Source organism: Thalassolituus marinus (assembly GCF_020320395.1).
Classification (GTDB): domain Bacteria; phylum Pseudomonadota; class Gammaproteobacteria; order Pseudomonadales; family Oceanobacteraceae; genus Venatoribacter; species Venatoribacter marinus.
This window is the reverse complement of record NZ_JAEDAH010000005.1, coordinates 51,983-67,792: the sequence shown is the minus strand read 5'-3', so window position 1 is coordinate 67,792 and position 15,810 is coordinate 51,983. Positions and strand designations below refer to the sequence as shown.

Genomic DNA, 15,810 nt, shown 5'->3' with positions numbered 1-15,810 from the left:
CGGATTACTGGAATACTGATTACATGCGTTCTTTGCTGTTCACGCTTTTGCTGGGGTTTCTTTCTTCCGTTGTTCAGGCTGAGACATTTGTAGTCGAAGATATACGTCTCGAAGGGCTGCAGCGTGTATCTGCGGGTACCGTATTTGAGGCCTTTCCGGTCATTGTTGGTGAACAAGTAGAGTCGACAGACCTGGTATCAGCTTCAAGGAATCTGTTCCGCTCAGGCTTGTTCAGCGATGTGCAGTTATACCGTGATGGCAATGTACTGATTCTGCAGCTGGTGGAACTGCCAACCATCACTGGTATTGAAATTTCCGGTAACAAAGCAATCCAGACAGAAATGCTGCTGGATGGTCTGAAGCAGTCTGGTCTGGCAGAAGGGCTGGTATTCAAACGCTCCACACTGGAACGTATCTCTCTGGAACTCGAGCGCCAGTATGTCGCGCAGGGTCGGTATGATGCACATATCGAAACGGAAGTGGTGGCTCTGCCGCGTAACCGCGTTTCACTGAATATTGAAGTTGAAGAGGGTAGTGTCGCGAGCATCCGTCACATTAACGTGGTGGGTAACGAAGCCTTTTCTGATGAAGAGCTGCTGAAGCAGTTTGAGCTGCAAACCAGCAGTTTCTGGTCCTGGTACTCCAGTGACGATAAGTACAGCCGTGAAAAACTCGCGGGCGATCTCGAATCATTGCGTTCGTGGTATCTGGACCGCGGTTATATACGCTTCAACATCGAGTCGACTCAGGTATCGGTTTCACCGGATAAAGAGGGTGTTTATATCACCATCAACATTTCCGAGGGTGATGTCTACAGCGTTGCTGAGGTGAAGCTGGCCGGTAATCTGGTGCTTGATGAGGACGAATTTACACGTCTTTATCTGTTGAAAAACGGTGATACGTTCTCCCGACGTAAGGTAACCGTCAGCAGTGACTATATGTCCAAACGCCTGGGTAACGAGGGCTATACCTTTGCCAAGGTCGATGGCATTCCAAAAATTAATGACGAAGAAAAAACAGTTGATCTGACCTTCTTCGTCGAGCCAGGCAAGCGCACTTATGTGCGCAGTATTAACTTCACGGGTAACGGCGGTACCCGTGATGAAGTACTGCGTCGCGAGATGCTGCAGATGGAAGGCGGTTGGGCATCCACTGATAAAATTGAAGCCGGTAAAAACCGCCTGAATCAACTGGGATTCTTTAAAACGGTTAATGTTGAAACCCCTGCGGTAGCCGGTACGGACGACCAGATCGATGTGAACTACAGCGTTGAAGAGCAGCTCAGCGGCAGTCTGAACTTTAACGTCGGCTATGCTGGCGGCAGTGGCATGATCCTCGGCGCCAGCATCAGCCAGAATAACTTTATGGGCAGTGGCAATCGCATGTCGCTGGGTGTACAGAAAAATGACACCGTTCAGTCCTATAACTTCTCGTACCTTAACCCTTATTACACCATCGATGGCGTGAGTCGCGGTTTTAACCTGTTCTACCGTCAGACGGATTATTCCAGCCTGAGTACGGTATCTGATTATCAGACCAACACACTGGGTGGTAACGTGACTTTCGGTTATCCGATTTCCAATCGTCAGCGTCTGTCTTTTTCTATTGGTTATCAGAATACCGAGATGTTTGAAGGCACCACGGTACCGGCAGAAATCATCGACTTCCTGGAAAATGAAGGCGATAACTTCAATGAGTACACGCTGGGTCTGAACTGGCGTTACAGCTCGCTTAACCGCGGACTGTTCCCGACAGCGGGTACCGAGCACAAAGTATCGGCCGATATCTCGGTTCCTGGCAGTGACCTGACCTACTTCAAGATGGCGTATACCGCTAACTATTACTTCCCGATTGCAACGGACTGGGCTGTGCGCTTCCGTACGGATCTCGGTTACGGTGATGGTTTTGGTGATCTGCAGCGTCTGCCGTTCTTCAAAAACTTCCGTTCCGGTGGTATCGGATCGGTTCGCGGTTATACCTCCAATACACTGGGTCCGAAAGGCCTGCCTGAGTACAGCGTCGTGTCTGTGGTGGAACAGGATGCAGATGGCAACCCTCTGTATGAACTTGATGAACTGGGCCGCCCGGTTGTCGATGATTCAGCCCCGACAGTGGTGTATACAACCGACGAAGACGGTGCTGCAGTTGCTGCCAGCAATGGCAGTCAGTACAAGCCGGTGTATGTAACCGACAGTAATGGTTCTGTCGTGACTGCGCCGTATTATCTGGAAGATGAGCGGGCACTGGGCGGTAACGTACTGGCTGAGGCCAGCATGGAACTGATTTTCCCATTACCATTTGTTGAAGATCGCAGCTCATTGCGTAGTGTAGTGTTCTTTGATGCCGGTAATGCGTTTACCAGTGAGTGCTATGTCCCTTACGATGAAGAGGTGCCGACTCTGACGCAGCACCCATACTGTAATGAGGGCATTGATCTGGCAGAAGTACGCCTGAGCACGGGGGTCGGTCTGACGTGGATCACTGCGATCGGTCCGCTGACGTTTACTTATTCAGTGCCGCTGAATGATAAACGTGGTGATCGTACAGAAGGCTTTGAATTCTCTTTGGGTCAGGTTTTCTGATCCGACAATATAACAATAGATAACGACGACAAAGGAGTCTGAGGATGCGTTGGTTAGTAGCCGTAATGGCAGCACTGGTTATGCAGGTAGCAGTAGCCGAAGGTGGCAAGGTAGCAGTCGTTGACATGGAGCGAGCTCTGTTCATGTCTGATGCTGCAAAAGAGTCCATCAAGAAGTTTGAACAGGACAACAAAAACGAGATTGAGAAGCTCAAAGGCATCCAGCAGCAGCTGCTGTCGCTGAAAGAAAAAATGGAAAAAGACGGCGACGTCATGAGCGATGATGAGCGTCGTAAGCTGGCCAATGACTACGAAGAGTCCTCTACAGAACTGAAGTTCTACGGCCGCAAGCTGCAACAACTTGAGCAAAAATGGAAGCAGGATTTTTTCCAAACACAGTTGCCTGATCTTGAAAAGTTGCTTAAAGCAATCATTGATGAAGGCGGTTATGATGTGGTGCTTCAGGCCGGTGCGGTTGTTTACTCATCGCCAAAAGCCGACCTGACCAAACTGTTGTTGGAACGCCTGAACAGCAAGTAAGCGCTGTGGAAGACATCATGCAATTTACCTTGTCTGAACTGGCACAACGTCTGGGCGCCGAGCTTAAGGGCAATGGCGACCAGATTATTACTGGCCTGAATACCCTGAAGTCTGCCTCGGCGACTCAGGTAAGTTTTCTGGCTAATGCCAGTTATCGTTCCCAGCTGGCAGACACCAAAGCGGCTGCAGTAATCGTTAATGAGCAGATGGCAGGAGAAGTGCCGTGTGCCGCATTAGTTGTTGCTAACCCGTATCTCGTGTTTGCACAGCTCTCTCAGATATTTGATAACCGTCCTGTGATGGTCAGTGGTATTCATCCTTCAGCGACAATCGCGGCCTCTGCTCAGGTGGCAGAAGACGTGAAAATTGATGCCAACGTGAGTATTGGTGAACATTGCGTTATCGGAGCAGGTACTGAAATCGGAGCAGGTACAGTGATCGGTGATCACTGTGTGCTGGGGACAGACTGTCTGCTGCGCGCCAATGTAACTCTGTACCACGATGTGGTACTGGGAGACCGTGTGCGGATTCATTCGGGTGCGGTGATTGGTGCTGACGGATTTGGTTTTGCGCCGGATAAAGGGCAATGGCACAAGATTGCTCAGCTTGGTGGTGTGCGTATTGGTAGTGACGTAGAAATCGGCGCCAATACCTGTGTTGACCGTGGTGCTCTTGGAGATACGGTTATCGGTGATCATGTGATCCTCGACAACCTGATTCAGATCGCGCACAACGTGAAAATAGGTGATGGCACAGCCATTGCCGCTCACGCTGCTATTGCTGGAAGTACGATCATTGGTCGTCACTGTACCATTGCTGGCTGTGCCGGGATTACTGGTCATCTTGAAATATGCGATGGTGTGCATATCGCAGGTATGACGGTTATCAGTAAGTCTATTACTGAACCAGGAGCCTGGGCTTCGGGTACAGCGCAAATGCCGATGCAGGACTGGCGCCGTAGTGCGACGCGTTTCCGACAACTGGACTCCATGGCCAAACGGCTGCAACAGTTAGAAAAACGCCACGAAGGTAAAGCTTGATGTCAGCGCATACCATCCAGGAGATTCAGAGTCTTCTTCCGCATCGTTATCCATTTTTACTGGTCGACCGCATTCAGTCGGTTGACCTCGACGCCGAGGATGGCGCCGTAATCCGTGTTCTGAAAAATGTCACGATTAACGAAGAGTTCTTCAACGGACATTTTCCGGGACAGCCAATCATGCCCGGCGTACTCACGCTGGAAGCTATGGCTCAGGCAGCAGGTCTGCTGGGTCTTACCATGCTGGGCGATAAGAAAACCCCTTCAACCCTGTATTTATTTGCCGGTGCAGACAATGTTCGTTTTAAACGACCGATTGTGCCAGGTGATCAGATTATTCTGGAAGCGCGTTTCATGAGCGGACGCCGAGGTATCTGGAAGTTTGATTGTCGTGCGCTGGTGGATGATAAAGTAGCCTGCGCGGCGGTAATTACCTGCGCAGAGCAAGAGCTGGAGCAAGCATGATTCACCCGACTGCCATCGTTGATTCGTCCGCCGTTATCGGTGAGGGCGTTGAAATAGGCCCATATTCCATCGTTGAAGCAAACGTCGAAATCGGTGATGGCACCATTATCGGACCACATGTCGTCGTCCGGGGCCCGACAACCATTGGCAAAAATAACCGAATCTTCCAGTTCGCCAGTATTGGTGAAGAGTGCCAGGACAAAAAATACGCTGGTGAACCAACGACTTTGGTTATCGGTGACAACAACGTTATTCGTGAAGCCTGCACGCTTCACCGCGGAACTGTTCAGGATAATGGTACGACCATTATTGGCAGTAATAATCTGTTTATGGTGAACGTACACGTCGCTCATGATGCGATTATTGGCGATAACTGTATTCTGGCCAATGACACCAATATTGCCGGTCACGTAAAAATTGGCGACTGGGCAATTCTTGGTGGTTCAACCCAGGTTCATCAGTTCTGCCTGATTGGTGCGCACTCAATGTGTGGCACAGGCACCATTGTTTTAAAAGATATACCTGCTTACGTTATGGCACAGGGAAACCCAGCCAAGCCTCATGGTATTAACAGTGAAGGTTTGCGTCGTCGTGGGTTTGCCAAAGAAAGTATTATGGCCATTCGCAATGCTTACAAAACACTGTATCGAAGCAGCCTGACAACGGCAGAAGCTCTGGCAGAGTTGCAGTCTGCGGCGGCGCAGGATAAAGGTGTTCGCCTGTTGGTGAACAGCGTTGAATCTGCAACACGAGGCATTATTCGTTAAATGCGTATTGCGATTGTTGCGGGTGAAACATCGGGCGATATGCTCGGTGCCGGTCTGGTCAAAAGCCTGAAAGAACGATACCCCGATGCAGAATTCGAAGGCATCGGTGGGCCGCTGATGCAATCCCATGGCTTCAAAAGCTTTGTGCCGATGGAGCGTCTGTCGGTAATGGGGCTGGTGGAAGTTCTGGGCCGATTATTTGAGCTGCTCAAAGTGCGTCGGGATTTGGTCCGCTACTGGAAGAAAAATCCACCTGATGTCTTCATTGGCATTGATGCTCCGGATTTCAACCTGACGCTGGAACAGAAACTGAGAGAGGCGGGGATTAAAACTGCGCATTACGTCAGCCCGTCCGTCTGGGCCTGGCGAGAAAAGCGTGTGTTCAAGATCGCCAAAGCGGTTGATCTGATGCTGACGTTGTTCCCGTTTGAAGCCAAGTTTTATGAAAAGCACGATGTGCCGGTGACGTTTGTTGGCCATCATCTGGCGGATAAAATTCCGCTGGAAACACCGTCTGATCCGGCTCGGGAAAATCTTGGACTGGATACTACCCGTCCGGTCGTGTGTCTGATGCCGGGTAGTCGTGGCGGTGAGGTAGCGCGGCTGGGGCAGCTGTTCCTGCAGACCGCAGAGCGTATGCTGCAAAAGCGCAATGATCTGCAGTTTATTATCCCTGCAGCTTCGGTCGAGCGTCGCAATCAGATTGAAGCTCAGCTGGCGGAGTTCCCGGTAAACCTGCCGGTTAAAGTGGTACTGGGTCAATCGCACACCTGTATGGCAGCAGCCGATACAATTTTGCTGGCCTCCGGTACGGCAACGCTGGAAGCCATGTTGCTGAAAAAGCCGATGGTGGTCAGTTATATCGTTGCCCCACTGACGTATAAAATTCTTAAGCGATTGGTAACGCAGGAATTTGTTTCCCTGCCGAACCTGTTGGCCGGACGTGAGCTGGTACCGGAATATCTGCAGCACGACGCGACTGCCGAAAATCTTGCGGAAGCGTTACTGGTGCGACTTGAAGATTCGGATGCCATGCATCAGTTGCATGAGACCTTCCTGTTTATTCACCGCCAACTGAAACGCAACGCTGATCACGAAGCGGCAGCCGCCATTGCCGAATTGCTGGAAAAGCCGTGAGCGAAGAACTGTCTGAAGCGACACTGACCGTCGCTGAGCAAACGCTGATTGATGCCGCAATTCCTTATTGTGGTGTCGATGAAGCCGGTGCTGGCCCTTTATGCGGTGACGTTGTCGCCGCAGCCGTTATTCTTGATCCGGCCAATCCGATTGAAGGACTGACCGATTCTAAAAAGCTTACGGAAAAAAAACGTGAGCGTCTGTTCGACGAAATTCGCGAAAAAGCGTTGGATTACTGTATCGCCCGCGCGACTGTGGAAGAAATTGATCGCCTCAATATTCTTAATGCGCGCATGCTGGCAATGAGTCGTGCCATTGATGGCTTGCAGCTGCCGTGTCAGCACGCGCTGATCGATGGTAACAAAGCACCGGAGACGCCGCTGGATACCACCACCATTATTAAGGGTGATAGTCTGGTTGCTGCAATATCGGCAGCATCAGTGCTGGCCAAAGTACAGCGTGACCGGGAAATGGTCGAACTGGATGCACTTTACCCGGGTTACGGTTTCGCTAAGCACAAGGGCTATGGCACCAAAGTGCATATGGATGCACTGCGCGAACTGGGGCCGTGTGATATTCACCGGCGCAGCTATGCGCCGGTCAAAGCCCGTCTCGGCTAACCCTTCTTAAAGCAGATAAGTATCGGCGTGAGCGTAGGTGCGTTCACGCAGATAATCGCGAATGGCCTCGTCGCTGTCCAGCGCCTCCAGTTGTTGCCACGGAATCTGCTGATCCACCGACAGCTTAATCACAGAGTTCTGCTTTTTCAGAAATTCCGCGGGAATGCGTAAGGTGCGCAACGCCGGATGAATCTTGCCAAGGGTATGAAAGCTCAGGCTGTTAGCACCATGAAAGTAAATCGGAATAACCGGTACGGCTGCTTTGCGGATCAGGCGGATACTGGACAAAGACCAGTTACGGTCAGCCACACCTTGCTGTCCCTTGTACCAGGTGGACACTTCTCCGGCCGGGAACAGGCCAATACCTTCCCCATCCTGCAGATGCTGCAGAGATTTACGCATGCCGCCCATGCTGCGTCGACTGGCAGTCTCGAACGGATTGACGGTGATAAACAAATCTGAAATTGGTGCAAAGTAACTCAGCAGGAAGTTGGCGATAGCTTTGTATTGCGGACGCTTACGGCCAATCAGCAGCAACAGAATCACACCATCGAGAAAGCCGTAAGGGTGGTTGGACACAGTGATAAACGGACCTTCATCGGGAATCGCCGCTAACAGCGCATCTTCATCGTAGTCGAGCTGAATGTTGAGGTAGGCCAGTGCATCTTCAATCATGTCGATGCCTTCTTTCTTTTCCAGCTGGCGGTAAATACGGTCCATTCTTGGCGCTTTCAGCAAGGCCAGCAGCATATTCAGTTTAAACGGACTCAGTCCGGTGGCCTCCATCAGGCCTGTACGGTCAAACAGTTCCATATCTTTCTCCCGGCTAACTATCTCTCGAGCTGCGGCGTTTAATGGCATAATGCGGCCGCTATCGATCAGCGTGTGAACAGGGTATGACGGAATTGCTACAGAAATTTGATGTTGTGATCATTGGTGCCGGAGCGGCAGGACTGATGTGTGCCGCGAAGGCGGCTGCACGTGGCCGCCAGGTACTGGTGGTGGATCATGCCAATAAAGCCGGTAAGAAAATTCTGATGTCTGGTGGCGGGCGCTGTAACTTCACCAATTACTTTGTTGCAGCGGATAAGTACCTCAGCCATAACCCGCATTTCTGTAAGTCGGCGCTTAAACGCTACAGCCAATGGGACTTTATTGCTCTGGTCGAAGCAAACGGCATTGCCTATCACGAAAAGAAGGACGGTCAGCTGTTTTGTGATAACAAAGCCTCTGACATCCTCAATATGCTACTGGATGAATGCGCCACTGCCGGTGCGGTTATTCGCCTGCGAACCGACGTTGCTGATATCCAGCAAACCGGTAACGACGATTACCGCTATCAGCTGAGCGCTGGTGGCGAAGTGCTGCAGTGTCAGTCGCTGGTGATTGCCACCGGTGGACCTTCGATCCCGACTCTGGGAGCAACGGGCTTTGGCTATGATATCGCGCGTCAGTTCGGGCTTAAGGTGTATCCCGCCCGCGCTGGTCTGGTGCCTTTTACCCTGACGGATCGCAACAAAGCTCTGAGTGAGGCGCTGAGCGGCACCGCGCTGGCGGTTGACGTCAGCTGTGGCGGTATGAGTTTCCTTGATGACATGCTGTTTACCCATCGTGGCCTGAGTGGTCCGGCAATGCTGCAGATCTCCTCATACTGGCAGCAGGGCGACGAGCTGCTGATTAACCTGTTGCCAGCTGAAGACTGCGCCAGTCTGCTGCGCCAGGTTGCCCATGAACGTCCTAAGCTGCTGTTACGCACCTGGCTGGCGGAGCTGACCACCAACAAGTTTGCTGAGCGCTGGCTGGACGGCCATGCGCTGGCTGCTGCAACTCTGGCTCAGCTCAGTGGCGCAGAAATGGACGCTATAGCCGAAGGATTGCATCAGTGGCGGGTGAAGCCTGCGGGCACTGAAGGCTACCGCACGGCGGAAGTTGCTCTTGGTGGCGTTGATACCGATGAGCTTTCTTCAAAAACTATGGAGGCAAAGCAGGCTCCGGGCTTGTTCTTTATTGGTGAAGTCGTGGACGTTACCGGTCATCTGGGCGGCTTTAACTTCCAGTGGGCATGGGCAAGCGCTGTCGCCGCCGCGGAGTTCGTATGATCTCCGGTTACAAACGGAAGTGAAAATTCCGGTAACTGGTCATCGGTTACCGTCGACTTAATCCTCTGACTATCCTGACTAAACAGAAATTGCCTCTGTTTCTTAGGGCGTAACAGCCCGGTATAAGCAGATTATTAGTCGCTTTTCTTCTATGCCTACGGACCAGCAGGGGCTGTGGGCTACTCCTTGCCAAGCATTGTCTAGACTGAGCTTATAACTCCTTTCTGAGGTGGTGTATGGCATTTGATGCTTCCCACAAACAGCGGCCCGGCGGTGTAAATGTTCAGCCAAGGGTTCTGCTGGTGGATGACGAACCTAACGTGCTTAAAGCACTGGCCAGGACGTTGCGTCAGGACTCGATGGAAATACTGACGGCGCCGTCTGGTGCAGAAGCACTGGAACTGATGCGTGCACAGCCCGTGGACTTGCTTATCAGTGATATGCGAATGCCTGGTATGTCGGGTGCTGAGCTGCTGTCTGCTGCCGCGAAAGAATGGCCTAAAACCCGGCGGGTACTCCTGACCGGCTACGCCGATCTGGAGTCGACCATTAAAGCGGTAAACGATGGTCAGATCGCCAGTTACATGAACAAGCCATGGGACGACGTCGAGTTACGGCGGGTGGTCAGTGACTTACTTGCAGCGCGTTTCCTCGAACTTGAGAACGAAAGACTGGCTGCGGAGCTGGCGTCTAAGAATGCCGAACTGGCAAATCTGAATGCGAATCTGGAGGCGAAGGTCCGTAAGCGCACGGAAGAACTTCACTACAGCTACGAACACATGGTGACCCTGGCGTCGACCCTGGCGTCTCAACGCGATGAAGAAAACAGCCGTACTGTATTGCTCGATGCCCTGATGGCGCAGGAAATTGCCGGCCTTCTGGGAATGAGCAGTGAAGAAACAGACGCGATGCGCAAAGCCGTGATGTTGTCAGGCCTCGGGCGTCTGGGCTTTTCTGACGCCATGCTCGATAAGCCCTACTGTGATTACAATGCTCAGGAAATGCAGCAGTTCAGACAATGGCCCGTTCTGGCTGAAGCCGCGTTGTTCGGTGTGCCAGCGCTGGTGGTGGCCAGTGACTTTATCCGCCATCAGTTTGAACGCTACGACGGCTCCGGCTTTCCCGATGCGCTGGCCGGGGAGCATATTCCGCTTGGCAGCCGGGTGCTGGCCGTTGTTCGTGATTACGGTGACTGGCTGGCGGGGCGCTTTAACGGTGTTGCCTGCAATGCCTCTCAGGCGCGCCATGAAATCGAGTCACAGACAGGTAAGCGCTATGACCCGCAAGTTGTCGATGCCTTTATTCAGGTCGCCAGGCGCTATCAACATGACCATCTTGACGGTAGTGAACTGTGTATAAGCAGCGAAGCACTGAAAGAAGGTATGGTGTTGTCACGGGACCTGTTCAGTGGGCGTGGGATGGTGCTGCTGAAAAAACACTACCGGGTCGATAGCGATATCATCGGTAAAATGCAGCATCTTGAACAGCTGATGGACGAACCGCTGGAGATTCATGTTTACCGCGATGCAGATCATATAGCGCTGTCAGGGGAGGTTGGCTCATGAAGGGTGTTGTATTTGATATGTTGCGCGATATGGTGGAAGAGCGTTATGGCCTGGAGGGCTGGGATGCCGTGCTGGAAGATGCGGACTCGGATGGCCTGTACGTTTCCACCCAGACATACCCGGATGAAGAGCTGGTGGCTCTGGTGTCGTCTGCGGTTAAGGTTACGGGGCTGGAAGCCGCTGTGTTGCTGAAAGCCTTTGGCGAGTATATGGCAGGTGAGTTGTATCAGCGCTTTCCCGACTTTTTTGATGCTGCAGATGACCTCATTCAGTTTCTGATCTCGGTTGATCGCATTGTTCATATGGAAGTGCGCAAGCTCTATCCCGATGCTGCTTTGCCGACATTCGAGTATCAGCAGAGCAGCCCGGCTGAACTACTGATGAATTATCGTTCGCCGCGCAAAATGTGCATGTTGGCGGAGGGATTGATTGTTGGCAGTTCCCGCCATTTCGAAACCCCTGTGGCGATTGAGCACTCACCCTGCATGCATGACGGTGCAGATCATTGTGGATTGAAGGTTCGTCTGCTGGAGCAGTGATATGGCTGATGTCGATTACGAGAAAGCGTATATCAGGGAAAAGCAGTTACGGAAACAGGCAGAGCAACTGCTTGAGGACCGATCACGCGAGCTGTATTTGTCCAACAAGCAGCTGCAGGAAGTGAATGATGCGCTGCATGACCAGCAGCGGGTGATGGTACAAACCGAAAAAATGGCCTCTCTGGGGGTTCTGGCTGCCGGGGTTGCCCACGAAATAAATAATCCTCTGGGCTATATCTACAGCAACTTCTCCAGTCTGGTGGAAGGGTTGCAGGATATTCAGCGTTTTCTGAATCAGGCCGACCAGCTGATTGTTGGTGGACAATCCGTCGAACAGATTCAGGAAGCATGGCGGGAAGGTCTGATGCTGTTTGATATCGCCTATCTGCTAAGCGATTATCAGAATCTGGCGATTGAAACGATAGAGGGGCTTGAGCGGGTTAAGCAGATTGTTGCGGATCTTAAGTCCTTTACCCGCCAGGACGATGGGACAAGAACGGCCGTCGATATTAACGACTGTTTGCGTGCGGCTATCAATATTCTCAATAATCAGACGAAGTATCATGCTCAGCTCAGCGTCGATTACGGCGAGTTGCCGGAGATCAGTGGCTATTTTGGCAAGCTGAACCAGGTGTTTGTCAATCTGATAGCCAATGCCAATCAGGCGGTTGAGGAAAATGGTCAGATTGAAATTGTCAGCCGGGTAAACAACGGCTTCATTGAGGTTGTGATCCGTGATGATGGGCATGGCATTGACGAAGAGCACATGAAGTATCTGTTTACGCCATTCTTCACTACCAAGCCCGTGGGACAGGGAACAGGTCTTGGCCTGTCGATTTCGCATAATGCGGTGCAGGAGCACGGTGGCGATATCCGGGTCGAAAGTACCCTGGGGGTTGGCACGACCTTCACCGTAAGAATTCCGCTCGATAAGGCCTGATTTTCGCAACAAACGCAGGCTTTAACCTCTTATTATTTCCGCGCAGTCAGGTTGAATACCCCCATTCATCTGGGAAATGTCAGATATACATCTTATTGATTTCAATTATGGGGGGTAAGCCTCTACTATTCCCCTGCAATTTTTACGTAGGTTCGCCGCCATTAAGGCATCCGGACAACGTCACCCACCCAAAACTGAAGGATTGACTCATGTCATACCAAGACGAAATCAAAGCTGCAGCGGCAGTTCTCGAGAAAGCAGATGCTTCCTGGTCAGCAATCCAGGCTGAATCTGTTGCGCGTATGCGTCTGCAGAACAAATTCAAAACTGGTCTGGACATCGCTAAGTACACCGCCTCTATCATGCGTCGTGACATGGCTGAGTTCGACAAAGACAAAACCAAATACACTCAGTCTCTGGGTTGCTGGCACGGTTTCGTAGGTCAGCAGAAGCTGATCTCCATCAAGAAGCACTTCGGTTCTACCGAACGTCGTTACCTCTACCTGTCTGGCTGGATGGTTGCAGCTCTGCGTTCTGACTTCGGTCCACTGCCTGACCAGTCTATGCACGAGAAAACTGCTGTAGCTTCTCTGGTTAACGAACTGTACACCTTCCTGCGTCAGGCTGACGCTCGTGAACTGGGTGGTCTGTTCCGTGCTCTGGACGCAGCTCGTGCAGCTGGCGACGAAGCAAAAGCAAAAGAAATCGAAGCTCAGATCGATGGTTACGAAACTCACATCGTGCCTATCATTGCTGACATCGACGCTGGTTTCGGTAACGCTGAAGCGACTTACCTGATGGCTAAGCAGATGATCGAAGCGGGCGCTTGCTGTCTGCAGATCGAAAACCAGGTTGCTGATGAGAAGCAGTGTGGTCACCAGGACGGTAAAGTAACCGTTCCTCACAACGACTTCCACGCTAAGCTGCGCGCTCTGCGTTACGCTTTCCTGGAACTGGGTGTTGACGATGGTCTGATCGTTGCACGTACTGACTCCGAAGGCGCTGGCCTGACCAAAGAAATCGCAGTGGTTAAAGAGCCAGGCGATCAGGGTGACGTTTACAACTCTTTCCTGGACGTTGAAGAAGTTGACGTTGCTGACATGAAGCAGGGTGACGTTGTATTCAACCGTGACGGCAAGCTGGTTCGTCCTAAGCGTCTGCCTTCTGGTTTGTACCAGTTCCGTCCTGGCACTGGCCACGAGCGTTGTGTATTCGACTGTATCGAAGCGATCAATGCTGGCGCTGACCTGCTGTGGATTGAAACTGCAATCCCAACAGTTCACGAAATCAAAGGCATGATGGACGAAGTACGTAAAGTACACCCAGACGCGAAACTGGTTTACAACAACTCTCCATCTTTCAACTGGACTCTGAGCTTCCGTCAGCAGACCTATGATGCATGGGCAGCTGAAGGTAAAGACGTTTCTGCATACGATCGCGCTAATCTGATGTCTGCTGAATACGATGAGTCTGAGCTGTCTGCAGCTGCTGATGCTCGTATCAAGACTTTCCAGGCGGATACTTCTCGCGAAGCGAACGTATTCCACCACCTGATCACTCTGCCTACTTACCACACGACTGCGCTGTCTGTTGATAACCTGGCTAAAGAGTACTTCGGTGAAGCCGGTATGCTGGGCTACGTTGCTGGCGTACAGCGTAAAGAAATCCGTCAGGGTATTGCGTGCGTTAAGCACCAGAACATGGCTGGCTCCGACATGGGCGACGACCACAAAGAATACTTTGCTGGTGAGAACGCTCTGAAAGCCGGTGGTGCTAAGAACACTTCTAACCAGTTCAACAACATCTAATTGTTGCTGACACGTTAGTGTTCTGAAAAGGCGACCTTCGGGTCGCCTTTTTTATGCCTGTAATTCTCGGATCGTCGTGAGCACCAGCAAAGCTTTGTGGCGGCCACAAAGGCACAAAGAAAGCCTGTTGCTGGTGAGAACGCTCTGAAAGCCGGTGGTGCTAAGAACACTTCTAACCAGTTCAACAACATCTAATTGCTGACTGGCTACATCCATGTAGCCAGCTCTTCGAGCAATCTGATGATTGTCCAAACCTTCTTTCCTGAAGGTTTGTGCTGACACGTTAGTGTTCTGAAAAGGCGACCTTAGGGTCGCCTTTTTTATGCCTGCAATTCACGGATAGTGGCTTTGCTGACAGGTCCGATCATCATTGGTACGTGCTTGCCAACATTGGCGGGCTTTTACCTATTCCTGATACGACAGCGCAGCGCCTTTCCAATAGAATGCTGAAGCTATTAATATTGTCAGTAGGCGAAAGGGAATTCAGCGATGTCACTGCGGGAGCCATTACACCGGCGAACACTGATCAAAATCCTGTTACTGATTACAGGTGTCAGTGGCGTTATTTTCTTTGCCCTGAATATGAGTCGTGGTCTCTATGTACTGGGTACGGTTGAACTGATCGTGGCAGCCTATTCTTTGTTGCTGTATCGCGTTGTCAGTCGTACAGAGCATCTCGATAAATGGATTCTTGCGTATCTCATCCCCTTTCTGACGACTATGATGTTTGCACTGGCTCAGCCAGGGGCATCTGACACTATTTTTGTCTGGGTCTTCCTCATTCCTCAGATTTCTTATCTGCTGACGGGGGTAGGTCGTGGGTTTGTAATCACTGCGTTTTATTTATTCACCGCAGCCTGTATTTTCCTCTACCGTTTCTACTCCTCCGGGGTGATCAGTCCGGTCAGTGTGGCGAACATCGTTATATGTGCCGTCGCCATCTGGAGTTTCGCACACCACTACGAACATGGGCGCGAGCGCTATAGTCGCAAGCTTTTGCATTTTGCCGAACGTGACAGCCTGACCGGGTTACTGAACCGGATGCGACTGGCGGAGCTGGTGGAGTCTGAAATTCGCAATGCCAGGGCACGCCAGCAGAGTGTAGCCATCGTGTTGCTGGATCTCGACTATTTCAAAACCGTTAATGATCGCTATGGCCACCCGGCGGGAGATGAGGCATTGATTTTCACAGCCGAAAAACTGCAGTCTGTGGTGCGCAGGACCGACTATATCTTCCGCCTGGGTGGCGAAGAGTTCTGTATTTTGCTGCCAGGCGCCGATTTAAATGCCGGGCGGGAGGTCGCTGAGTCTGCCCGGCGTGCCCTGGAGCAGGGGGATTTCCACATCGGCGAGCTGGATGTTCCTTTCACTGGTAGTTTTGGCGTGGCAGTCAGTGGACGCGATGGCGACTCCCTGATTGACCTTTATCATGCCGCAGACCAGCGGTTGTATGCCGCAAAACATGCGGGTCGAAACCGGGTTGTGAGCGATGAAATGGAGTTGATGTTCAGTGTTGCGGAACCCGCTGACTGAGCGTCTGTGAGGTCAAAATATTATTTCCTTAAAGTTAATAGTATTTGAGTTTAAGCTCTAAATTATTCATATATTTCACCTTTTAATGTTAATCATCCGGTGTTCACTGTGATAGCAGGTTTGTAAGTGCTAACCTGATTTTGCTTACAAAATGTAACAATTTACGCCACCAAAATC

General features: G+C 51.5%; 15 protein-coding genes. 13 read left to right on the top strand and 2 right to left on the bottom strand.

The annotated features are described in order from the left end of the window. The first annotated feature begins 23 nt into the window (after nucleotides 1-23). The 7 genes from bamA to rnhB are packed head-to-tail and all read left to right on the top strand — an operon-like array spanning nucleotide 24 to nucleotide 7,149. Nucleotides 24-2,582: an outer membrane protein assembly factor BamA gene (gene bamA, locus I9W95_RS01325; protein WP_225670982.1), complete on the top strand. Its 2,559-nt coding sequence runs from the start codon at nucleotides 24-26 to the stop codon at nucleotides 2,580-2,582. Between the two features lie 44 nt (nucleotides 2,583-2,626). Continuing rightward, a complete protein-coding gene (locus I9W95_RS01320; RefSeq protein ID WP_225670980.1) occupies nucleotides 2,627-3,121 on the top strand; it encodes an OmpH family outer membrane protein in 495 nt (164 codons plus the stop codon). Nucleotides 3,122-3,138: 17 nt separating this feature from the next. Beyond that, complete coding sequence (gene lpxD, locus I9W95_RS01315) at nucleotides 3,139-4,161, top strand: UDP-3-O-(3-hydroxymyristoyl)glucosamine N-acyltransferase (RefSeq protein WP_225670978.1); 1,023 nt, start codon at nucleotides 3,139-3,141, stop codon at nucleotides 4,159-4,161. Beyond that, nucleotides 4,161-4,625: a 3-hydroxyacyl-ACP dehydratase FabZ gene (fabZ, locus tag I9W95_RS01310; protein ID WP_225670976.1), complete on the top strand. Its 465-nt coding sequence runs from the start codon at nucleotides 4,161-4,163 to the stop codon at nucleotides 4,623-4,625. Before lpxD ends, fabZ begins: the two co-directional genes overlap by 1 nt. Further along, a complete protein-coding gene (gene lpxA / locus I9W95_RS01305) occupies nucleotides 4,622-5,392 on the top strand; it encodes an acyl-ACP--UDP-N-acetylglucosamine O-acyltransferase (RefSeq protein ID WP_225670973.1) in 771 nt (256 codons plus the stop codon). The genes fabZ and lpxA overlap by 4 nt, the downstream gene beginning before the upstream one ends. Further along, nucleotides 5,393-6,529: a lipid-A-disaccharide synthase gene (gene lpxB / locus I9W95_RS01300; protein ID WP_225670971.1), complete on the top strand. Its 1,137-nt coding sequence runs from the start codon at nucleotides 5,393-5,395 to the stop codon at nucleotides 6,527-6,529. 23 nt (nucleotides 6,530-6,552) lie between these two features. Then, on the top strand, nucleotides 6,553-7,149 hold the full coding sequence (rnhB, locus tag I9W95_RS01295; RefSeq protein ID WP_404818735.1) for a ribonuclease HII: 597 nt from the start codon (nucleotides 6,553-6,555) through the stop codon (nucleotides 7,147-7,149). A gap of 6 nt (nucleotides 7,150-7,155) precedes the next feature. Here rnhB and I9W95_RS01290 read toward each other — a convergent pair whose 3' ends face one another. Next, nucleotides 7,156-7,962 carry a lysophospholipid acyltransferase family protein gene (locus tag I9W95_RS01290; protein ID WP_225670969.1) on the bottom strand — a complete coding sequence of 269 codons (807 nt, stop codon included), beginning with the start codon at nucleotides 7,960-7,962 and terminating at the stop codon, nucleotides 7,156-7,158. A gap of 83 nt (nucleotides 7,963-8,045) precedes the next feature. Between I9W95_RS01290 and I9W95_RS01285 the strand changes: the two genes are divergently transcribed. The 5 genes from I9W95_RS01285 to I9W95_RS01265 all read left to right on the top strand — a co-directional run bounded on the left by I9W95_RS01285 (nucleotide 8,046) and on the right by I9W95_RS01265 (nucleotide 14,100). Further along, nucleotides 8,046-9,248, top strand: a complete 1,203-nt coding sequence (locus I9W95_RS01285) for a BaiN/RdsA family NAD(P)/FAD-dependent oxidoreductase (RefSeq protein WP_225670967.1) — start codon at nucleotides 8,046-8,048, stop codon at nucleotides 9,246-9,248. A gap of 236 nt (nucleotides 9,249-9,484) precedes the next feature. Next, nucleotides 9,485-10,813: an HD domain-containing phosphohydrolase gene (locus I9W95_RS01280; protein WP_225670965.1), complete on the top strand. Its 1,329-nt coding sequence runs from the start codon at nucleotides 9,485-9,487 to the stop codon at nucleotides 10,811-10,813. Then, the gene (locus I9W95_RS01275) at nucleotides 10,810-11,352 is read left to right on the top strand and encodes a heme NO-binding domain-containing protein (protein WP_225670963.1); all 543 of its coding nucleotides are present in this window, start codon (nucleotides 10,810-10,812) and stop codon (nucleotides 11,350-11,352) included. Before I9W95_RS01280 ends, I9W95_RS01275 begins: the two co-directional genes overlap by 4 nt. Before the next feature lies 1 nt (nucleotide 11,353). Continuing rightward, nucleotides 11,354-12,292 carry a sensor histidine kinase gene (locus I9W95_RS01270; protein ID WP_225670961.1) on the top strand — a complete coding sequence of 313 codons (939 nt, stop codon included), beginning with the start codon at nucleotides 11,354-11,356 and terminating at the stop codon, nucleotides 12,290-12,292. A gap of 209 nt (nucleotides 12,293-12,501) precedes the next feature. After that, nucleotides 12,502-14,100, top strand: coding sequence for an isocitrate lyase (locus I9W95_RS01265; protein WP_225670959.1), 1,599 nt, complete (start codon nucleotides 12,502-12,504; stop codon nucleotides 14,098-14,100). Nucleotides 14,101-14,151: 51 nt separating this feature from the next. Here the strand turns inward: I9W95_RS01265 and I9W95_RS01260 are convergent, their stop codons facing one another. Next, complete coding sequence (locus I9W95_RS01260) at nucleotides 14,152-14,382, bottom strand: hypothetical protein (RefSeq protein WP_225670957.1); 231 nt, start codon at nucleotides 14,380-14,382, stop codon at nucleotides 14,152-14,154. 207 nt (nucleotides 14,383-14,589) lie between these two features. Here I9W95_RS01260 and I9W95_RS01255 point away from each other — a divergent pair, with 207 nt between their 5' ends. Further along, nucleotides 14,590-15,633: a GGDEF domain-containing protein gene (locus I9W95_RS01255; RefSeq protein ID WP_225670954.1), complete on the top strand. Its 1,044-nt coding sequence runs from the start codon at nucleotides 14,590-14,592 to the stop codon at nucleotides 15,631-15,633. Nucleotides 15,634-15,810 lie beyond the last annotated feature (177 nt).